The 15,376-nt window shown below is 64.3% G+C and carries 14 protein-coding genes; 6 read left to right on the top strand and 8 right to left on the bottom strand.

The genetic code is table 11. The features are described from left to right. Positions 1-10 precede the first annotated feature (10 nt). On the top strand, positions 11-181 hold the full coding sequence (locus tag AC5WNJ_RS11725) for a hypothetical protein (RefSeq protein WP_495929759.1): 171 nt from the start codon (positions 11-13) through the stop codon (positions 179-181). A gap of 393 nt (positions 182-574) precedes the next feature. Here AC5WNJ_RS11725 and AC5WNJ_RS11720 read toward each other — a convergent pair whose 3' ends face one another. From AC5WNJ_RS11720 to AC5WNJ_RS11700, 5 genes are all read right to left on the bottom strand, one after another. Beyond that, positions 575-1,879, bottom strand: a complete 1,305-nt coding sequence (locus AC5WNJ_RS11720) for a TRAP transporter large permease (protein ID WP_043331336.1) — start codon at positions 1,877-1,879, stop codon at positions 575-577. Position 1,880: 1 nt separating this feature from the next. Continuing rightward, on the bottom strand, positions 1,881-2,438 hold the full coding sequence (locus tag AC5WNJ_RS11715) for a TRAP transporter small permease (protein WP_495929758.1): 558 nt from the start codon (positions 2,436-2,438) through the stop codon (positions 1,881-1,883). A gap of 259 nt (positions 2,439-2,697) precedes the next feature. Then, positions 2,698-3,717: a TRAP transporter substrate-binding protein gene (locus AC5WNJ_RS11710; RefSeq protein WP_495929757.1), complete on the bottom strand. Its 1,020-nt coding sequence runs from the start codon at positions 3,715-3,717 to the stop codon at positions 2,698-2,700. 224 nt (positions 3,718-3,941) lie between these two features. Then, positions 3,942-4,853, bottom strand: a complete 912-nt coding sequence (locus AC5WNJ_RS11705; protein ID WP_495929756.1) for a LysR family transcriptional regulator — start codon at positions 4,851-4,853, stop codon at positions 3,942-3,944. Positions 4,854-4,985: 132 nt separating this feature from the next. After that, on the bottom strand, positions 4,986-5,426 hold the full coding sequence (locus tag AC5WNJ_RS11700; RefSeq protein WP_495929755.1) for a VOC family protein: 441 nt from the start codon (positions 5,424-5,426) through the stop codon (positions 4,986-4,988). A 283-nt stretch (positions 5,427-5,709) separates the two neighbouring features. Here AC5WNJ_RS11700 and AC5WNJ_RS11695 point away from each other — a divergent pair, with 283 nt between their 5' ends. The 3 genes from AC5WNJ_RS11695 to AC5WNJ_RS11685 are packed head-to-tail and all read left to right on the top strand — an operon-like array spanning position 5,710 to position 8,182. Further along, entirely contained in the window at positions 5,710-6,477 is a 768-nt protein-coding gene (locus tag AC5WNJ_RS11695) for a 5-oxoprolinase subunit PxpA (RefSeq protein ID WP_054555509.1), read from the top strand. Then, complete coding sequence (locus tag AC5WNJ_RS11690) at positions 6,477-7,223, top strand: carboxyltransferase domain-containing protein (protein WP_176677572.1); 747 nt, start codon at positions 6,477-6,479, stop codon at positions 7,221-7,223. Before AC5WNJ_RS11695 ends, AC5WNJ_RS11690 begins: the two co-directional genes overlap by 1 nt. Continuing rightward, the gene (locus tag AC5WNJ_RS11685) at positions 7,220-8,182 is read left to right on the top strand and encodes a 5-oxoprolinase subunit C family protein (RefSeq protein ID WP_495929754.1); all 963 of its coding nucleotides are present in this window, start codon (positions 7,220-7,222) and stop codon (positions 8,180-8,182) included. Before AC5WNJ_RS11690 ends, AC5WNJ_RS11685 begins: the two co-directional genes overlap by 4 nt. Before the next feature lie 440 nt (positions 8,183-8,622). Here the strand turns inward: AC5WNJ_RS11685 and AC5WNJ_RS11680 are convergent, their stop codons facing one another. The 3 genes from AC5WNJ_RS11680 to AC5WNJ_RS11670 form a co-directional block, all read right to left on the bottom strand. Then, a complete protein-coding gene (locus AC5WNJ_RS11680; RefSeq protein ID WP_495929753.1) occupies positions 8,623-9,618 on the bottom strand; it encodes an SAM-dependent methyltransferase in 996 nt (331 codons plus the stop codon). Continuing rightward, entirely contained in the window at positions 9,615-11,312 is a 1,698-nt protein-coding gene (locus tag AC5WNJ_RS11675; protein ID WP_495931049.1) for an AMP-binding protein, read from the bottom strand. Before AC5WNJ_RS11675 ends, AC5WNJ_RS11680 begins: the two co-directional genes overlap by 4 nt. A gap of 363 nt (positions 11,313-11,675) precedes the next feature. Further along, positions 11,676-12,137: a MerR family transcriptional regulator gene (locus AC5WNJ_RS11670; RefSeq protein ID WP_495929752.1), complete on the bottom strand. Its 462-nt coding sequence runs from the start codon at positions 12,135-12,137 to the stop codon at positions 11,676-11,678. A 374-nt stretch (positions 12,138-12,511) separates the two neighbouring features. Between AC5WNJ_RS11670 and AC5WNJ_RS11665 the strand changes: the two genes are divergently transcribed. Together AC5WNJ_RS11665 and AC5WNJ_RS11660 are read left to right on the top strand one after the other, a co-directional pair. Then, positions 12,512-14,107, top strand: a complete 1,596-nt coding sequence (locus tag AC5WNJ_RS11665) for a CoA-acylating methylmalonate-semialdehyde dehydrogenase (RefSeq protein WP_495929751.1) — start codon at positions 12,512-12,514, stop codon at positions 14,105-14,107. Between the two features lie 85 nt (positions 14,108-14,192). Beyond that, complete coding sequence (locus AC5WNJ_RS11660; RefSeq protein WP_495929750.1) at positions 14,193-15,359, top strand: acyl-CoA dehydrogenase family protein; 1,167 nt, start codon at positions 14,193-14,195, stop codon at positions 15,357-15,359. Positions 15,360-15,376 lie beyond the last annotated feature (17 nt).

Here is a 15,376-nt window from a genome sequence, read left to right as displayed (position 1 = left end):
GGAGAGACTCATGCGTATCAAAAATCTGTTTCCGATTGCACTGGTCGCGGCGACTCTGGCCCTGAGTGGTTGTGGTCTGTTCGGTCATGGCCACGGCCATGGTGGTCACGGCGGCGGTGGTGGCAAGGGTCACGCGATGATCGACACCCCGGCCAGCGCACCGGCGGATCATCTGTCCTGATCTAGCCTCGCCTGTTGGTTGACGAAAAAACCGCCCCTTTCTGCCTCACGGCAAGGAAGGGGCGGCTTTCTTGTTTCGTGTCCGTGTCCGTGTGCGTGTCCGTGTGCCGATCTGAGCTGAGCTGAGCTGTATGGGGCTGGGCTGTGTGTGCGAGGACGGTGCTTTGCGTCGCGATGCTTTCAGTCGCGGTGCTCTGTAAGCGGCGTGCGGCAGGTGCCAGGCAGGCGGCATAAAAAAGACCTCCCCGTGGGGAGGTCTGCAAGCACGTCACCGTATGTCTGCCGTGACGCTCGGTGCCCCTGAGACAAGGGGCGACCGATAGAGGTGCCGACAGCTGCGGTTCCCGAGTCTGGAAGCGCTACCAGCTGCCATCCATGGCATTGTGTCACCTGATCAGTTGTTCATGGCCTGCGGAAGATAGAGCACGATCTCCGGGAAGACGTGCATCAGCACGATGGAGAAGATCATCAGCAGGAAGAACGGCAGTGTCGCCTTGGTGATGGTGATGATGTCCTTGCCGGTCAGGCTCTGGATCACGAACAGGTTGAAGCCGACCGGCGGGGTGATCTGCGACATCTCGACCACGATGATCAGGTAGATACCGAACCAGATCAGGTCGAAACCGGCGGCTTCGATGACCGGCATGATGATGGAGGTCACCAGCAGGATCAGCGAGATGCCGTCGAGGAAGCAGCCCAGGATCAGCAGGAACAGTGTCAGCACCACCAGCAGCATGGTCGGGGACAGCCCCAGGGTGGCGATGCCTTCGGCCAGCTGCATCGGAATCTGGGTGAAGCTCATCGCGGAGGACAGGAAGGAGGCACCGGCGATGATGAAGGCGATCATGCACGAGGTGCGCAGCGCCGCGAACAGCGATTCCTTGAAGGTGGCGGCGGTCATGTGGCCGTTGAGGCGCGCGATGATCAGCGACAGTACCACGCCGACCGCGGCCGCTTCGGTGGGTGACGCCAGGCCACCGTAGATGCTGCCGAGGATACCGCCGATCAGGGCCAGCAGCGGAATCAGCTGGGCGCTGTTGCGCAGCTTGGCCATGAAGCCCATGTGCGGCTCGTCATGTCCGGCGCGGCCCTGCGGCTCACCGACGACCTTCGACCAGATCGCCAGGTAGCCCATGAACAGGGCCAGCAGCAGCATGCCCGGCAGGACACCGGCGATGAACAGACGCGAGATGGACTGCTCGGTGACCACGCCATAGACGATCATCATGATCGACGGCGGAATCAGCAGGCCGAGGGTCGAGGCACTGGCGAGGGTACCGATGGCCAGATTGCTGTCGTAGCCGCGGCGCTCAAGCTCCGGCAGTGTCATCTTGCCGACGGTGGCGCAGGTAGCGGCGGAGGAGCCGCACACGGCGGCGAACAGACCGCTGCCGATGATGTTGGAGTGCAGCAGACGGCCGGGCAGGCGATTGAGCCACGGTGCCAGGGCGCGGAACATGTTGTCGGCCAGTCCCGAGCGGAACAGGATCTCGCCCATCCACACGAACATCGGCAGGGCGGTCAGGTCCCAGCCGTAGCTGGCACCCCAGAAATCGGAGGCCAGGATCGGGCCGGTCTCGAAGGTGGAGAAGAAGGTCAGCACGATCCAGCCAGTGCCGATCAGCGAGAAGGCGACCCACACGCCGCTGCCGAGCAGCAAGGCGAGGGCCAGTAGAGTGACGAGGATGAGTGTCAGCATGTCATTCGGCTCCGTCTTCGGGCTCGGGCGCCACGTAGCTTGAGGGCGTGGTGAAGGCGGTGCGCAGCGTGGCGATCAGGGTCTCGAGAATCGCCAGGCACAGCAGGCCGGTACCGGCGACCAGCACGCTCTGCGGAATCCACAGCGGCAGCGCCAGCAGGCCGGAGGAGATGTCGTGGTACTCGAGGCTCTCGCCGACCAGCAGTACCAGTTCATGGGTGATCAACACGCTCAGGCCGAGTGCGATCAGCAGCGCGAGGCTTTCGATCCATACGCGCACGGCGGCCGGCAGGCGATTGATGACCAGCGTCACGCGGATATGGGCGTGATGCGTGAAGGTGTAGGCGAGGCTCAGGAAGGTGGCGCCAACCAGCAGGAAGGCAGCCATTTCCGACACGCCGGAGATCTCGAAGCCGAGACGCTCGGCGCCGAACATCACCATGATGGCGTCGATCAGGCGCAGGAAGACTTGCAGGCTGACGAGGGTGCAGATCAGCAGCATGCAGGCCGCCGCACCCCACGCGCCGAGGCGATAGAGTCTGTCGAAGAAATAGGTCATGACGGGCGCTCACAGGGAAGGTGAGGGTGGCCACGCGATGCTGCGCACAGGCTTGTCCGTGGGTCACCTGCCGGCGGGCGGCAGGTGTCGGAGTCTCGAGTGGCGTACCGCGTGGCGGGATAGCAACGCTGCAGCTGGGGTCAGTCAGGACATCTGCAGCGCTCAGGCAATGCTCAGACGTTGCTCGGCAGTGCACGGTCGATGCGCTTGGCCACATGTCCAGCATTCAGCGCCGGGCAGTCGGGCTTGCGAGCCGATCTCAGGCATCCAGGTCTGCGCGGTAGCGCTCGAGCAGCTGCTGGCCTTCTTCACCGGCACGCGACTTCCAGTCCTGGAACAGCTTGTCACCGGCGGCCTTGAGGTCTTCGGCCAGCTTGGCGTCAGGCTCTGTGACGGTGAAGCCGTTCTCCTTGAGTACCTTGGCGCTCTCGGCGGCATCTGCCTTGCTGGCTTCCCAGCCGCGGGTCTCGGCGGCCTTGGCGGCATCAAGCACGGCTTGCTGAGTACTCTCGTCGAGGCGATCGAAGGCACGCTTGTTGACGAAGACGATATTCTTCGGCAGCCACAGCTTGGCGTCGTTGTAGTGCTTGACGTAATCCCAGGCCGACATGGACTTGCCGGTGGAGCTGGAGGTGATCATCGCGTCGACACGACCGGTGCTGAAGGCGGTGGGGATGTCGGCTTCTTCGGTCTCGGTGGGCTTGCCGCCGACGTTCTCGACGAAGCGCTGGGTGTTGATGTTGGGCGCGCGGATACGCAGGCCCTTGAGCTGGGAGACGTCGGTCAGGTCGAAGTCGGTGTAGATGCCCTGGGCCGGCCAGGCGACCGCGTACAGCGGCATCAGGCCTTCCTTGGCGAACAGCTCGGTGATGTCCGGCTTGGAGGCCTGCCAGAGGGCGAAGGCTTCTTCGTAGCTGGAGGCGACACCCGGCAGGGTGTCCAGCTCGTAGACCGGCGATTCGTTGGAGAGAATCGACAGGAAGATTTCACCGGCCTGGACGGTGCCACGACGCACGGAAGGCTTGATCTCGCCGTGGGAGATCAGGGAGCCGCCGCTGTGCACGGTCACGGTCAGCTCGCCATCGGTGGCCTCGGTGACCTCCTCGGCGAACTGCTTGGTGTTCTTGGTGTGGAAGCTGGCATCGCCATACGGAGTGGCGAGGTTCCACTGTGCCGCGAGTGCCGAGCCACTGAAGGCCAGGGCACCCACTGTCGCCAGCCAGGCGAAGGACTTGACTGTCGGGGTCTTGCGAGTGAGGGAATCGTTGGGCTTACGCATGTCTTGTTCCTCATTATTATTGAATGTTGTCGGCAGACAATTTCATTCTTCAAGCGACGGGCCATCCCGTCCAATCGTTAATTCTGATTCGCAGTATCGATGAAATCTTTCATAGTGTCGTCGCATGAAAGCCTTTGGCGATATTGTTAGACCTTGGTCTGATGCTGGCCTGATGCGGAGCGGGGCGCGATCAACCCTGACTCAGCGCACAACAGGCGGTCTGATCAGGGAGTGGAATGCGCGTGTTGCTGCGAGTAGGTCTCGGCACATTGGCAGCCGAGGCGTGCCACGCTGGCACAGAAATCGGGGTAGTTGGCATTGCGCCAGATGGCTTCATAGATCATCGGGGGCAGCGGGGTCTTCAGTGGCAGGCGCACCAGTTCGCCGTGGCTGATGACATCCTCCACCGTAGCGACCGGCAGTACGCCGATGCCGAGCCCTTCGCTGCTCATGCGCAGGATGGTCATCAGGGTGCTGGTGCAGTGCACCTTGGGCTGGGTGATGCCCTGGTCCGACAGATAGCTGACCAGCTCGGTATAGGGGCGCGCCTGCTTGCTGAAGGAGATGAATGGCGTGGAAGCGAAGCGCTCGCCATCCTCGGCCAGCTGCTCGGCGAGGGCCGGTGAGGCGAACATGCCCATCTCGAAGGTGCACAGCGGGGTCTGGGTGGCGTAGGGCCCCATGGCGGCGCTGTCCATCGCGAACAGCATGTCGAGATCATTGTCGGCCAGACGCTGATGCAGAGAGGGCGAGATATCGACGGTCATTTCCAGCGTCAGCTTGGGATAGCGTTCGGCCAGATGGCGCATGAAGGCGGGAAACCAGCTGTTGGCGATGGTCTCGATCACGCCCAGACGTAGGGTGCCGGAGAAGGCACCTTCATCCTGAAACAGGCGCATGGCTTCATCGCGACCACTGAGCAGGCGCTCGGCGTGGGCGAAGAACTCACGCCCGCGCAGGGTGGGCTGGATGGGGCGGGTGGCGCGTTCCAGCAGGGATTCGCCGACGGTGGCTTCCAGGCGGTTGATGCGGTCCGAGATGGAGGGCTGGGTCAGGTGAAGCTTGGTCGCGCCCTTGCGGAACGAGCCAAGCCGGACCACCCAGACGAAGGCCTCGAGTTCCTTGAAGTCGAACATGGCAGATGCCCCGTGATGAATCGTTGTGACCGCCCATCTTGCCGCATGCAGCGCGGGGCGTCAGCTTTCATCACGGGGCACGGCCCGCGTCAGGCCGGGCGTGGGCTCATGCGCCTGCGTGGGTCGCTCACGTCATTTGCGAAACAGCTGGCTCTCGCGGTCCTTGAAGGCCTTGAATTCCAGCGCATTGCCGGTGGGGTCGAGGAAGAACATCGTCGCCTGTTCGCCGGGTTCGCCCTTGAAGCGGATATGGGGCTCGATCTCGAAGGTGACGCCCTCGGCGATGAGGCGATCCGCCAGTGCCTGCCAGGCGTCCATCTCCAGCACCACACCGAAGTGTGGCACCGGCACACCATGGCCATCGACCGGATTGCGGTGCTGAGCGACGGCGCTTGCCGGGTCGGCCAGCGCCGGATTCAGGTGACAGACGAACTGATGGCCATAGAGATCGAAATCGACCCAGCTGTCGGACGAGCGGCCCTCGGGGCAGCCCAGAAACACACCATAGAAGCGGCGTGCCTCGGCGATATCGCGGACCTGGATGGCGAGGTGGAACGGATCGCTGACGGCCATGGTGAAACTCCTGTTGTTGTAGGGGGATTCGGCTGAGCAAAGCGTGACTTCAGACAGGCGGTGGGCGGGAAGACAGGCCCTGCCGCCACCGCTCGGCTCGCTCAAGACACAAGCATGATGCGCTCTGTCGGGCAAGCGATACACGGCCGGTGCTTTCATGGCGCAAGATGATGAAAGATTTCACCGATATGACGAATCATAAAATACGATTGGATACCAAGGCGGCCCCTTACATAGAGTGGAGGCATAACAACACACAAGATCTGACCTGTGAGGTTTTGCTATGTCCCGCTCTGCTCCCTCCCTCCCCCTGCTCAACTGCGATATGGGCGAAAGCTTCGGCAACTGGAAGATCGGTCTGGATGAAGAGGTCATGCCCTTCGTCGACTGCGCCAATATCGCCTGTGGTTTCCACGCCTCCGACCCCACCATCATGCGCCGCACCGTGCGTCTGGCGGTCAAGCATGACGTGCGCATCGGCGCGCACCCGGCCTACCCGGACCTGCAAGGCTTCGGCCGTCGCTCGATGGCGTGTTCGCCTGCCGAAGTCGAGGACATGCTGCTCTATCAGATTGGCGCGCTGGATGGCATCTGTCGCGCCGAGGGCACTCGTGTCCAGTACGTGAAGCCGCATGGTGCGCTCTACAACGACATGGCCGCCGACCCGACGCTGCTGCGCGCCGTCATGCAGGCCGTGGTGCGCTATGACGCCAGCCTGCCGCTGATGGTGATGGCGACCGCCAACCCCGCGCCGATGCAGGCGCTGGCCGACGAGATGGGCATCACGCTGTGGTTCGAGGCCTTCGCCGACCGCGCCTACGATTCACGTGGCCACCTGGTGTCGCGTCGTGAGCCGGGCGCCGTGCATCATGACAGCGAGGTGATCATCGCCCAGTCCGTGACGCTGGCACGTGGTGAAGCGCTGACCGACAGCAGCGGCGGTGACCTGGTGCTGTCCGCCGATACGCTGTGCGTGCACGGTGACAACGCCGAGTCCGTGGCCGCGGTGCGCGCCATCCGTGAAGCCTTCGATACGTTGGCGGGTGCCTGATGGCGGGGGCTGACAGCCACGGCCGTGGCACGTCACCGCAGCTGCGCCTCGAGACCGTCGGCATGGACTCGCTGATCATCCGGCTGTTCGATCGCATCGAGGAATCCAACATGGCCTGGGTGCTGGCCGCCGACAGTGCGCTGCGTGAAGCCTTCGGCGCGGCGCTGGTCGATCTGGTGCCGTCCTACACCACGCTGCTGCTGCACTACGATGTGGCCGCGCTGGAAGAAGGCGAGGCGCGTGCCCGTATCCAGGCTGCGCTGGCGGATCTCGCGCCGGGCAGTGGCCAGCAGGGCCAGCTGCATGAAGTGCCCGTCTGGTATGACGACAGTGTCGGGCCGGAGCTGGCGTCGATCGCCGCGCGGCTGGGCATCAGTGTCGAGGCGCTGATCGAGCGTCACGGGGCGCATGACTACTGCGTGTTCGCCCTCGGCTTCGCGCCCGGTTTCGCCTTCATGGGCGTGCTGGAAGAGGCGCTGACCACACCGCGCCTCAAGACGCCGCGCCAGAAGATCGCCCCCGGCAGCGTCGGTATCGCTGACCGTCAGGCCGCCATCTACCCGTCACGCTCTCCCGGTGGCTGGAACATTCTGGGCCGTACGCCCATCACCCTGTTCGGGCGCAACGAGGCCGGTGAACCGTCCAGTCGTTTCATGCCCGGTGACCGCGTGCGCTTTGTCTCCGTGAGCCGAGAGGAATTCGTTCGCCTGGGCGGCGATGTCACCCCGCTGGAGGAGCGCGCATGAGCGACGTGAAGACGAAGACGACGCTGCGCGTCGAGCGCAGCGGTGCCCTGGCACTGGTGCAGGACGCTGGCCGTCTGGGCGTGCGTCACCTGGGCGTGACCCAGGGTGGCGCGGCGGACTGGGTGTCGCTGGGCTGGGCCAACTGGCTGCTGGGCAACGCCCATGATGCGCCGGGCCTCGAGATCACCATGGGCGGCGGCTTGCTGCTCAAGGTCGAACAGGCCGGCACCCTGGCGCTGTGCGGCGCAGACCTGGCCGCGACCCTCGACGGCGAGACGCTCGCACCGGGTCAGGCCTTCGAGGTGGCCTGCGGACAGCAGCTCAAGTTCGAGCGTCCCGTCGCCGGGCTGCGCGCCTATCTGGCCTTCCCCGGTGGCCTGGATGTCGCCCCGGTGCTGGGCAGCGCCGCCAGCACGGTGCGCGACGGCCTCGGCGGGCTGGATGGCGAAGGGCGAGCCCTGGTCAGCGGTGATGTGCTGACGGCTGCCAGCAATGAGCTGTCGCTGCGCGAGCTGCCGGCGTCGGCACAGGCATGGCAGCAGTCGCTGACCCCCGAGGAAGGCGAGGCGCTCGAATTGCCGCTGGTCGTGGGGGCGCAGATCGCCGAGTTCAGTGGCGACAGCCTCTATCGCGCCTTCAACAGCGAATGGGCAGTGGATGGGCGAGCCGATCGCATGGGCGTGCGCCTGACCGGCCCGCGTCTCGAGCGTGACGGGGCGGGCATGGTGTCCGAGGGCATTCCGCTGGGCGCCGTGCAGGTGCCGGCCGATGGCCAGCCCATCATATTGCTCAATGATCGCCAGACGATCGGCGGCTACCCGCGCCTTGGCGCGCTGACGCCACTGGCCTGCGCACGGCTCGGACAATGTGTGCCGGGCTCCCGGGTGCGACTGGCGGCCGTGACACCGGGTCAGGCGCGTCGTGATCACCTCGAGGTGCTGACCGGCTGGCAGTCGTGATGCGCCGCAGCGAAGCTTTCAGCTCGACGCCTGCAGACCTGAACGTGCAGACCTGAGCGACTGGATCGAAGCGTGCAGACAAAAAAAGGGCCTCCAAGTGGAGGCCCTTTCGGTTTTCCCGTGAGGGAATCTTTGATGCTGTTGGGAGTGATTGATCAGATCACATCCTTGATGAACAGATTCCCGGAGAAACGTTGCGCGAGCATCGGGAAACGTTGCACTGACTCGTGGGTATCGATGAAACACGAGGCAATGCGGTCATCATGTCGGGCACATTACCCTCACATGCTGACGGGTAACGAACGGCTTATCCCCCGAACGGGACTGTACTGGCAAGAATAACGGTTGAGACAGGCGGATGCCAGTCATTTGCGAGCGCTGTTTCCTAATTTTTTCCTCACCGCATCCCTGCGGTGAGGTCTACTGATCCAGCGCGCCCTTCACTGCTTGGCAGGACGCTTGCGCAGGCGCCACAGGTGAACCTCCAGCCAGCCGGCTTCCAGGGCCAGCATCAGGTTGCGTTGCATCAGGGATAAGGCCGGGCCGAAGATCAGTTCCGGCGTCAGGCCGCGAGCAGCCAGCATGGCCGGCGAGGGCGCAGGCGCGTCCTCGCGGTAGGCGATGGGCTGCTCGCTGGTACTCTCGCACATGCGGCGCGCCTGCCAGCTCAGCACCTGATCGGTCAGCTCGACATGGGCATCGACCTCGAAGCCACTGCTGGCCATCGCCTCATGCAGCTCCTCGCAACTGGCCAGCTGGTCGCCACGCGGTGACAGCGCCCACGGCAGTGGCAGGGCAGGGCGCTCGCCAAACGCCTGCGCCTGCACGCTGAGCACCGGCTCGTGCAGCAGGAGATAGCCATCCTGCTCGAGACAGTCATGCCACTGCGTGAGCGTGCTGACCTTGTCGCTCAGATGCACCAGCAGGTGCTGGCTGAAGAGGCGATCAAAGCGGCGGCCCGAGAGTGCTGGGTGCAGCTCGGGGTAGCAGGCATCGCCCTCCAGCACGCGAATCGACTCGCGCAGTCCGGTGGCCCGGTTGAGGGCAATCGCCAGCTCGCAGAGGCTGCTCGAGAGATCCAGTGTGGTGATGTGATGGTCAGCGCCGGTGTCACGCGACAGGCTGGCAACATGTCGCGCCAGCCCGCCGAGGCCGGCGCCGAGTTCAAGCATCGAAAGCCCCCGCGACTGGGGTTCCAGCCGGGCGAGGGCCAGCAGCTCGCGGGTGCCCGTCACGCCACCCAGATGCAGTTGGTCTAGCCCGGCCAGTGCCATGATCGGCAGTTCACCGCTCGGGTGGGCGTCTATCAGCGTCTCGAGTGCCTCGTCGAGAGCCGCATGATGGTGGCTCGCCGCATAGTGGGCGACCTGCTGACGAGCGCTGCTCAGGTGGCGTGCGGCGGGAGTGTCATCCTCCCCCTCACGTGACGTACTCACCTGGCCAGCCCCAGCTCTTGTGTCGCGGCCTCGCGCATCTTGAACTTCTGGATCTTGCCGGTCACGGTCATCGGGAATTCCTCCACGAACTTGATGTAGCGCGGCACCTTGAAGTGAGCAATACGTCCCTGGCAGAACGCCTTGAGCGCCGGTTCATCGAGCTGCTCGCCTTCCTTGAGCTTGACCCATGCCATCACTTCCTCGCCATACCGCTCATCGGGCACGCCGATCACCTGCACGTCCGACACCGCCGGGTGGGTGTAGAGGAAGTCCTCGATCTCGCGCGGGTAGATGTTCTCGCCACCGCGGATGATCATGTCCTTGATACGTCCCACGATCGTCACGTAGCCGTCTTCATCCAGCGTCGCGAGGTCGCCGGTATGCATCCAGCGGCCGGCGTCGATGGCCTTGGCGGTGGCCTCCGGGTTGTTCCAGTAGCCCAGCATCACGCTGTAGCCCCGCGTGCACAGCTCGCCCTTCTCGCCGACTGGCACCACGCGGCCGCTGTCAGGGTCGATGATCTTGATCTCCAGGTGCGGGTGCAGGGTGCCAACGGTGGAGACGCGCTTGTCCAGTGGCGCCTCACGCGTGGTCTGCAGACTCACCGGGCTGGTCTCGGTCATGCCGTAGGCGATGGTGACCTCGCGCATGTGCATGCGTTCGATGACCTGGCGCATCACCTCGATGGGGCAGATGGAGCCGGCCATGGTGCCGGTGCGCAGGCTGGTGAGGTCGAATTCGGCGAAGCGCGGGTGTTCGAGTTCGGCGATGAACATCGTCGGCACGCCGAACATCGCGGTGGCGCCTTCCTCGCTGACCGCCTGCAGGGTGGCCAGCGGATCGAAGCCCGCTTCCGGATAGACGATGGCGGCGCCGTGGGTCAGACAACCCAGGTTGCCCATCACCATGCCGAAGCAGTGATAGAGCGGCACCGGCATCACCAGCGTGTCGTGCTCGCTGAGATTCATGCGCTCGGCGACGAAGAAGCCGTTGTTGAGGATGTTGTGATGTGAGAGGGTCGCGCCCTTGGGGGCGCCGGTGGTGCCGGAGGTGTACTGGATGTTGATCGGGTCATCGAAGGTCAGACTGGCCTGCAGCTCCTTGAGTGTCTCGACGCAGACGCTATCGGCTCCGCTGAGCACATCCTGCCAATTGAGCATGCCGGGCAGGGCATCCTCGGCCTCGAAGCAGATCAGGCGCCTGAGGTCCGGCAGCGCGCCATTGTGAATGCCATCACGGCCGCGGGCCTCTTTGGCCTCAGGGAACAGCTCCTCGAGGATCGCCACATAGTCGGACGCCTTGAAGCGAGACTGGAAGATCAGCGTCGCCGCACCGGATTGCTTGAGGGCGTAGGCCAGTTCATGGCCACGATAGCTCGGGTTGAGGTTGACCAGCACCACGCCGATCTTGGCGGTGGCGTACTGGATCAGCGTCCATTCGGCGCGATTGGGCGCCCAGATGCCGACGCGGTCGCCGCGCTCGATGCCCATCGCCAGCAGGCCGCGCGCCACGCGCTCGACCTCCGCGTGCAGCTCGCGCCAGGTGTAGCGCAGCCCCTGATGGCGACTGATCAGGGCATCGCGCTCGGGCCAGCGCGCGCAGATGCGATCAAGGCAATCACCGATGGTTTCTCCCATCAGTGGCGTGTCGGAGGTGGTGCTGAGATAGCTGACTGACCGGCTTGCACGTGTCATTTCGCTGGCAGGCTGGCGTGTGGCGATGGCGTCCTGTGACATGGTGCTTTCCTGTGTCCTTGGTTGTTATTGGTGAGGCAAGGCTTGTCAGGGGGAGCCGCCTCAGGGAGGCGGTGACGCTGTGTTGTTGTTCTTTTCGTTCTTTTCGTTCTTTTCGTTTTTGTCGTCTGGTCGTGCTGTCGTCTTGTCGTGAGCTCAGCGTGCGACGCGTTGCTCTCCGGCAGTCTGCTGTCGCCCGCACTCGCGAGGCGCCGGTCACTCCTGGGGTGAATGTTCTCCTGATGGGCAGTTTTCCATGGACAGTCTAGTCGCTGTCACTTGTATAGCTGTCAGTTACATAACTGTTGCTGACGCGAGTGGGTGCTATCTCTCGCTGTCGCCGGCCAGGCGGGCGAGGGCTTCGCGGGCACGTGTCTCGACGTCATCCAGCTCGCGCTGCATGGCGGTGAGATCGCGCAGCTGACGCTCAAGGCCCTCACGCTTTTCGCTCAGAATGCCAAGCAGGCGCGTTAGCTGTTTCTCGCCACCGCCGTCGGCGGCGTCGTAGAGGTCGACCACTTCACGAATCTCGGCCAGCGAGAAGCCCAGTCGCTTGCCGCGCAGGGTCAGCTTGAGGCGTACGCGGTCCTTGTCGCGATAGACGCGCGTCTGACCGCGTCGCTCCGGGTGCAGCAGACCTTCCTGCTCGTAGAAGCGGATGGTGCGCGTGGTCACGTCGAAATGCCGTGCCAGCTCGCCGATGCTCCAGGTGCGCTGGGTCGGACGGATGGCATCGCTGGTGCTGGTGGTGCTCAGCAGGGACTCCACACCGGCACCGTCATTCATTGCACCGCCAGGCGTCGTGCCATCAGGCGTTGCTCGGGATCTGGGGTCAGGACTCGGGGTCATCATCGTATCTGTCATGGGCGCTGCCGCTCCGGATGCTGTGCGCGCCAGGGAGAGGGGAATGCTCCTTGGCGCTGTGGGTGCCAGCGGCGTCTGGCCGTGAATTTTCTACAGACTAGCATTGTTTACGTTAACGTAAAGGGTAATAGTATTTGCAGCCAACCAAGCAGATGATAGGTTGAATCAGATCACAGTCTCGGCTTGCCGCTTTCTGCAGGACGGCCTGGTCCTGCAAAGCGGATCTTGCTGACGACTTCGGCTCTGTTGACACACTGTCTTCCTCCCAATAACAACAGCCACAGGAATGCCACGCCATGTCTTCGACGTCTCTCACGCCCTCTACTGCCGCGCCCTCTACCAGTTCACTGGATCTGCTGTCACGCCTGCGCGCCGTGGTCGCCGGTGACGGCGCGCCGCTGGTGCTGCCTCAGCTGATCAATGGTCAGTTTGTCGAAAGTCGCGCCGATCAGCACCTGAGCGTCACCAACCCGGCCACCAACGGCGAGATCGCCCGCGTGCCCCTGTCACCGCTGAGTGAGCTGGATGAGGCGCTGGACCGCGCCGAACAGGCCTTCCAGCGCTGGCGCAACACGCCGGTGCCGACCCGTGCCCGCCTGATGCTCAGCTATCAGCATCTGCTCAAGCAGCATCATGACGAGCTGGCCGAGATCATTTCCCACGAGCTAGGCAAGACCTTCGAGGACGCCAAGGGCGATGTGTGGCGCGGCATCGAGGTGGTCGAGCACGCCGCCAACATTCCCAGCCTGCTGATGGGCGAGACGGTGGAGAACGTCGCCACCGGCATCGACAGCTATTCCGTGACCCAATCGCTGGGGGTATGCCTGGGGATCACGCCGTTCAACTTCCCCGCCATGATACCGCTGTGGATGTTCCCGCTGTCCATCGCCTGTGGCAATGCCTTCGTGCTCAAGCCCTCCGAGCAGGTGCCGCTGACCACGCTACGGCTGGCGGAGCTGTTCATGGAGGCGGGGGCACCCGAGGGTATCCTGACCGTGGTGCAGGGCGGGCGGGATCAGGTCAATCATCTTCTCGCCCACGAGATGGTGCGCACCGTCAGCTTCGTCGGCTCGGTACCGGTGGGGCAGCACATCTATCGCACCGCCACCGACAACCTCAAGCGCGCCCAGTGCTTCGCCGGGGCAAAGAATCACATGGTGATCATGCCGGACGCCCCAGCGGACCAGGTCGTCAACGCGCTGGTCGGTGCCAGTGTCGGCGCGGCGGGTCAGCGTTGCATGGCGATCTCGGTGGCGGTCTTCGTCGGTGATTCGAAGGCCTTGATCGAGCGGGTGCGCGATGCGCTGGCCGAGGTGCGCCCGGGCGCCTGGGATGACAAGGGCGCCAGCTACGGGCCGCTGATCTCGCCGCAGGCGCTGGAGCGCGTGACCGGCTGGATCCAGCAGGGCGAGCAGGAAGGCGCCGAGCTGCTGCTGGATGGCCGCGGCGTCTCGGTGGCGGGCTATCCCGACGGCAACTGGCTGGGGCCGTGTCTGTTCTCCAAGGTGACGCCGGAGATGGTGCTCTATCGCGAGGAAATCTTCGGACCGGTGCTGTGCTGCATGGAGGCGGCGGACCTGTCCGAGGCCATCAAGCTGATCAACAACAACCCCTACGGCAATGGCACCTCCATCTTCACGCGCTCCGGCGGCGCCGCGCGGCGCTTCCAGAACGAGATCGCGGTCGGTCAGGTCGGCATCAACGTGCCGATTCCAGTACCGCTGCCGTTCTTCTCCTTCACCGGCTGGCGCGGCAGCTTCTTCGGTGATCTGCATGCCTATGGCAAGCAGGCGGTGCGTTTCTATACAGAGACCAAGACGGTGACCGCGCGCTGGTTCGACGATGCGCCGGCCGAGGGCAATCAGCCCAACTTTTCTATTCAAATGCGCTGATGGCGCCTCAGATGCGCTGAGCCGCTTTGACAGGCCCGGGCGATAGACCCGGGCCGACAGAACAAGGACAACAGGAGGCAGCTGCATGAACTTTTCGCTGACCGATGACCAGCGTGCCCTCCAGGAGGGGGCGCGTGCCTTCGCGGATGCCGAGCTTGCCACGCATGCCGCCGAGTGGGACGCCACGGCCCACTTCCCCATCGAGACACTTCGCAAGGCGGGCGAGGCCGGCTTCATGGGGCTTTACGTCCCCGAGGAGCATGGCGGCCTCGGCCTGCCACGTCTCGACAGCTCCATCATTCTCGAGCAGCTGGCGACTGGCTGCATCTCGACCACCGCCTACATCACCATCCACAACATGGTGGGCTGGATGATCGCCAGTTTCGCCACTGAGGGCTGTCGCGAGCAGTGGGTGCCGGCGATGGTGGCGGGCGACAAGCTCGGTTCCTACTGCCTGACCGAGCCGGGCAGCGGCAGTGATGCTGCCAGCCTGCGCACCCGCGCCGAGCGTGAGGGCGATGACTACTATCTGAGTGGCTCCAAGATGTTCATCTCCGGTGCCGGCGCCACGGACGTGCTGGTGGTGATGGCGCGCACCGGCGAGCCGGACAGCGGCGCTGCGGGTATCTCGGCCTTCGTGGTGCCGGCTGACGCCGAGGGCATTAGCTACGGCAAGAAGGAAGACAAGATGGGCTGGAACAGCCAGCCGACCCGGCTGGTGAGCTTCGATCGCGTGCGGGTTGCGGCGGCCAATCGTCTGGGCGAGGAGGGCGAGGGCTTCCGCTTCGCGATGAAGGCGCTGGATGGCGGACGCATCAACATCGCCACCTGCTCATTGGGCGCGGCCCAGAAGGCGCTGGAGCTTTCTCGCGATTATCTCGGCGAGCGCAAGCAGTTCGGGCGCGAGCTGGCGCAGTTCCAGGCGCTGCAGTTCACGCTGGCCGACATGGCTACCGAACTGACCGCGGCGCGCACCCTGGTGCGGCTGGCGGCCTTCAAGCTCGATGAGGGCGACGCCGAGGCCAGCGCCCACTGTGCGATGGCCAAACGCTTTGCCACCGACATGGGCTTCGAGGTCTGCAATCAGGCACTCCAGCTGCATGGCGGCTACGGTTATATCCGCGAGTACCCGTTGGAGCGACTGGTGCGTGACACCCGTGTGCACCAGATTCTGGAAGGCACCAACGAGATCATGCGTCTGATCATCGCGCGGCGTCTTCTGACCCCGGGCATGATCGAGTCGCTGGCGTAACGCCACCTCCACTTCAT

Source organism: Cobetia sp. PDI-23MA (genome assembly GCF_059507735.1).
Note: the sequence above shows the minus strand (reverse complement) of the source record. Positions and strands in the feature narration are given on the sequence as shown.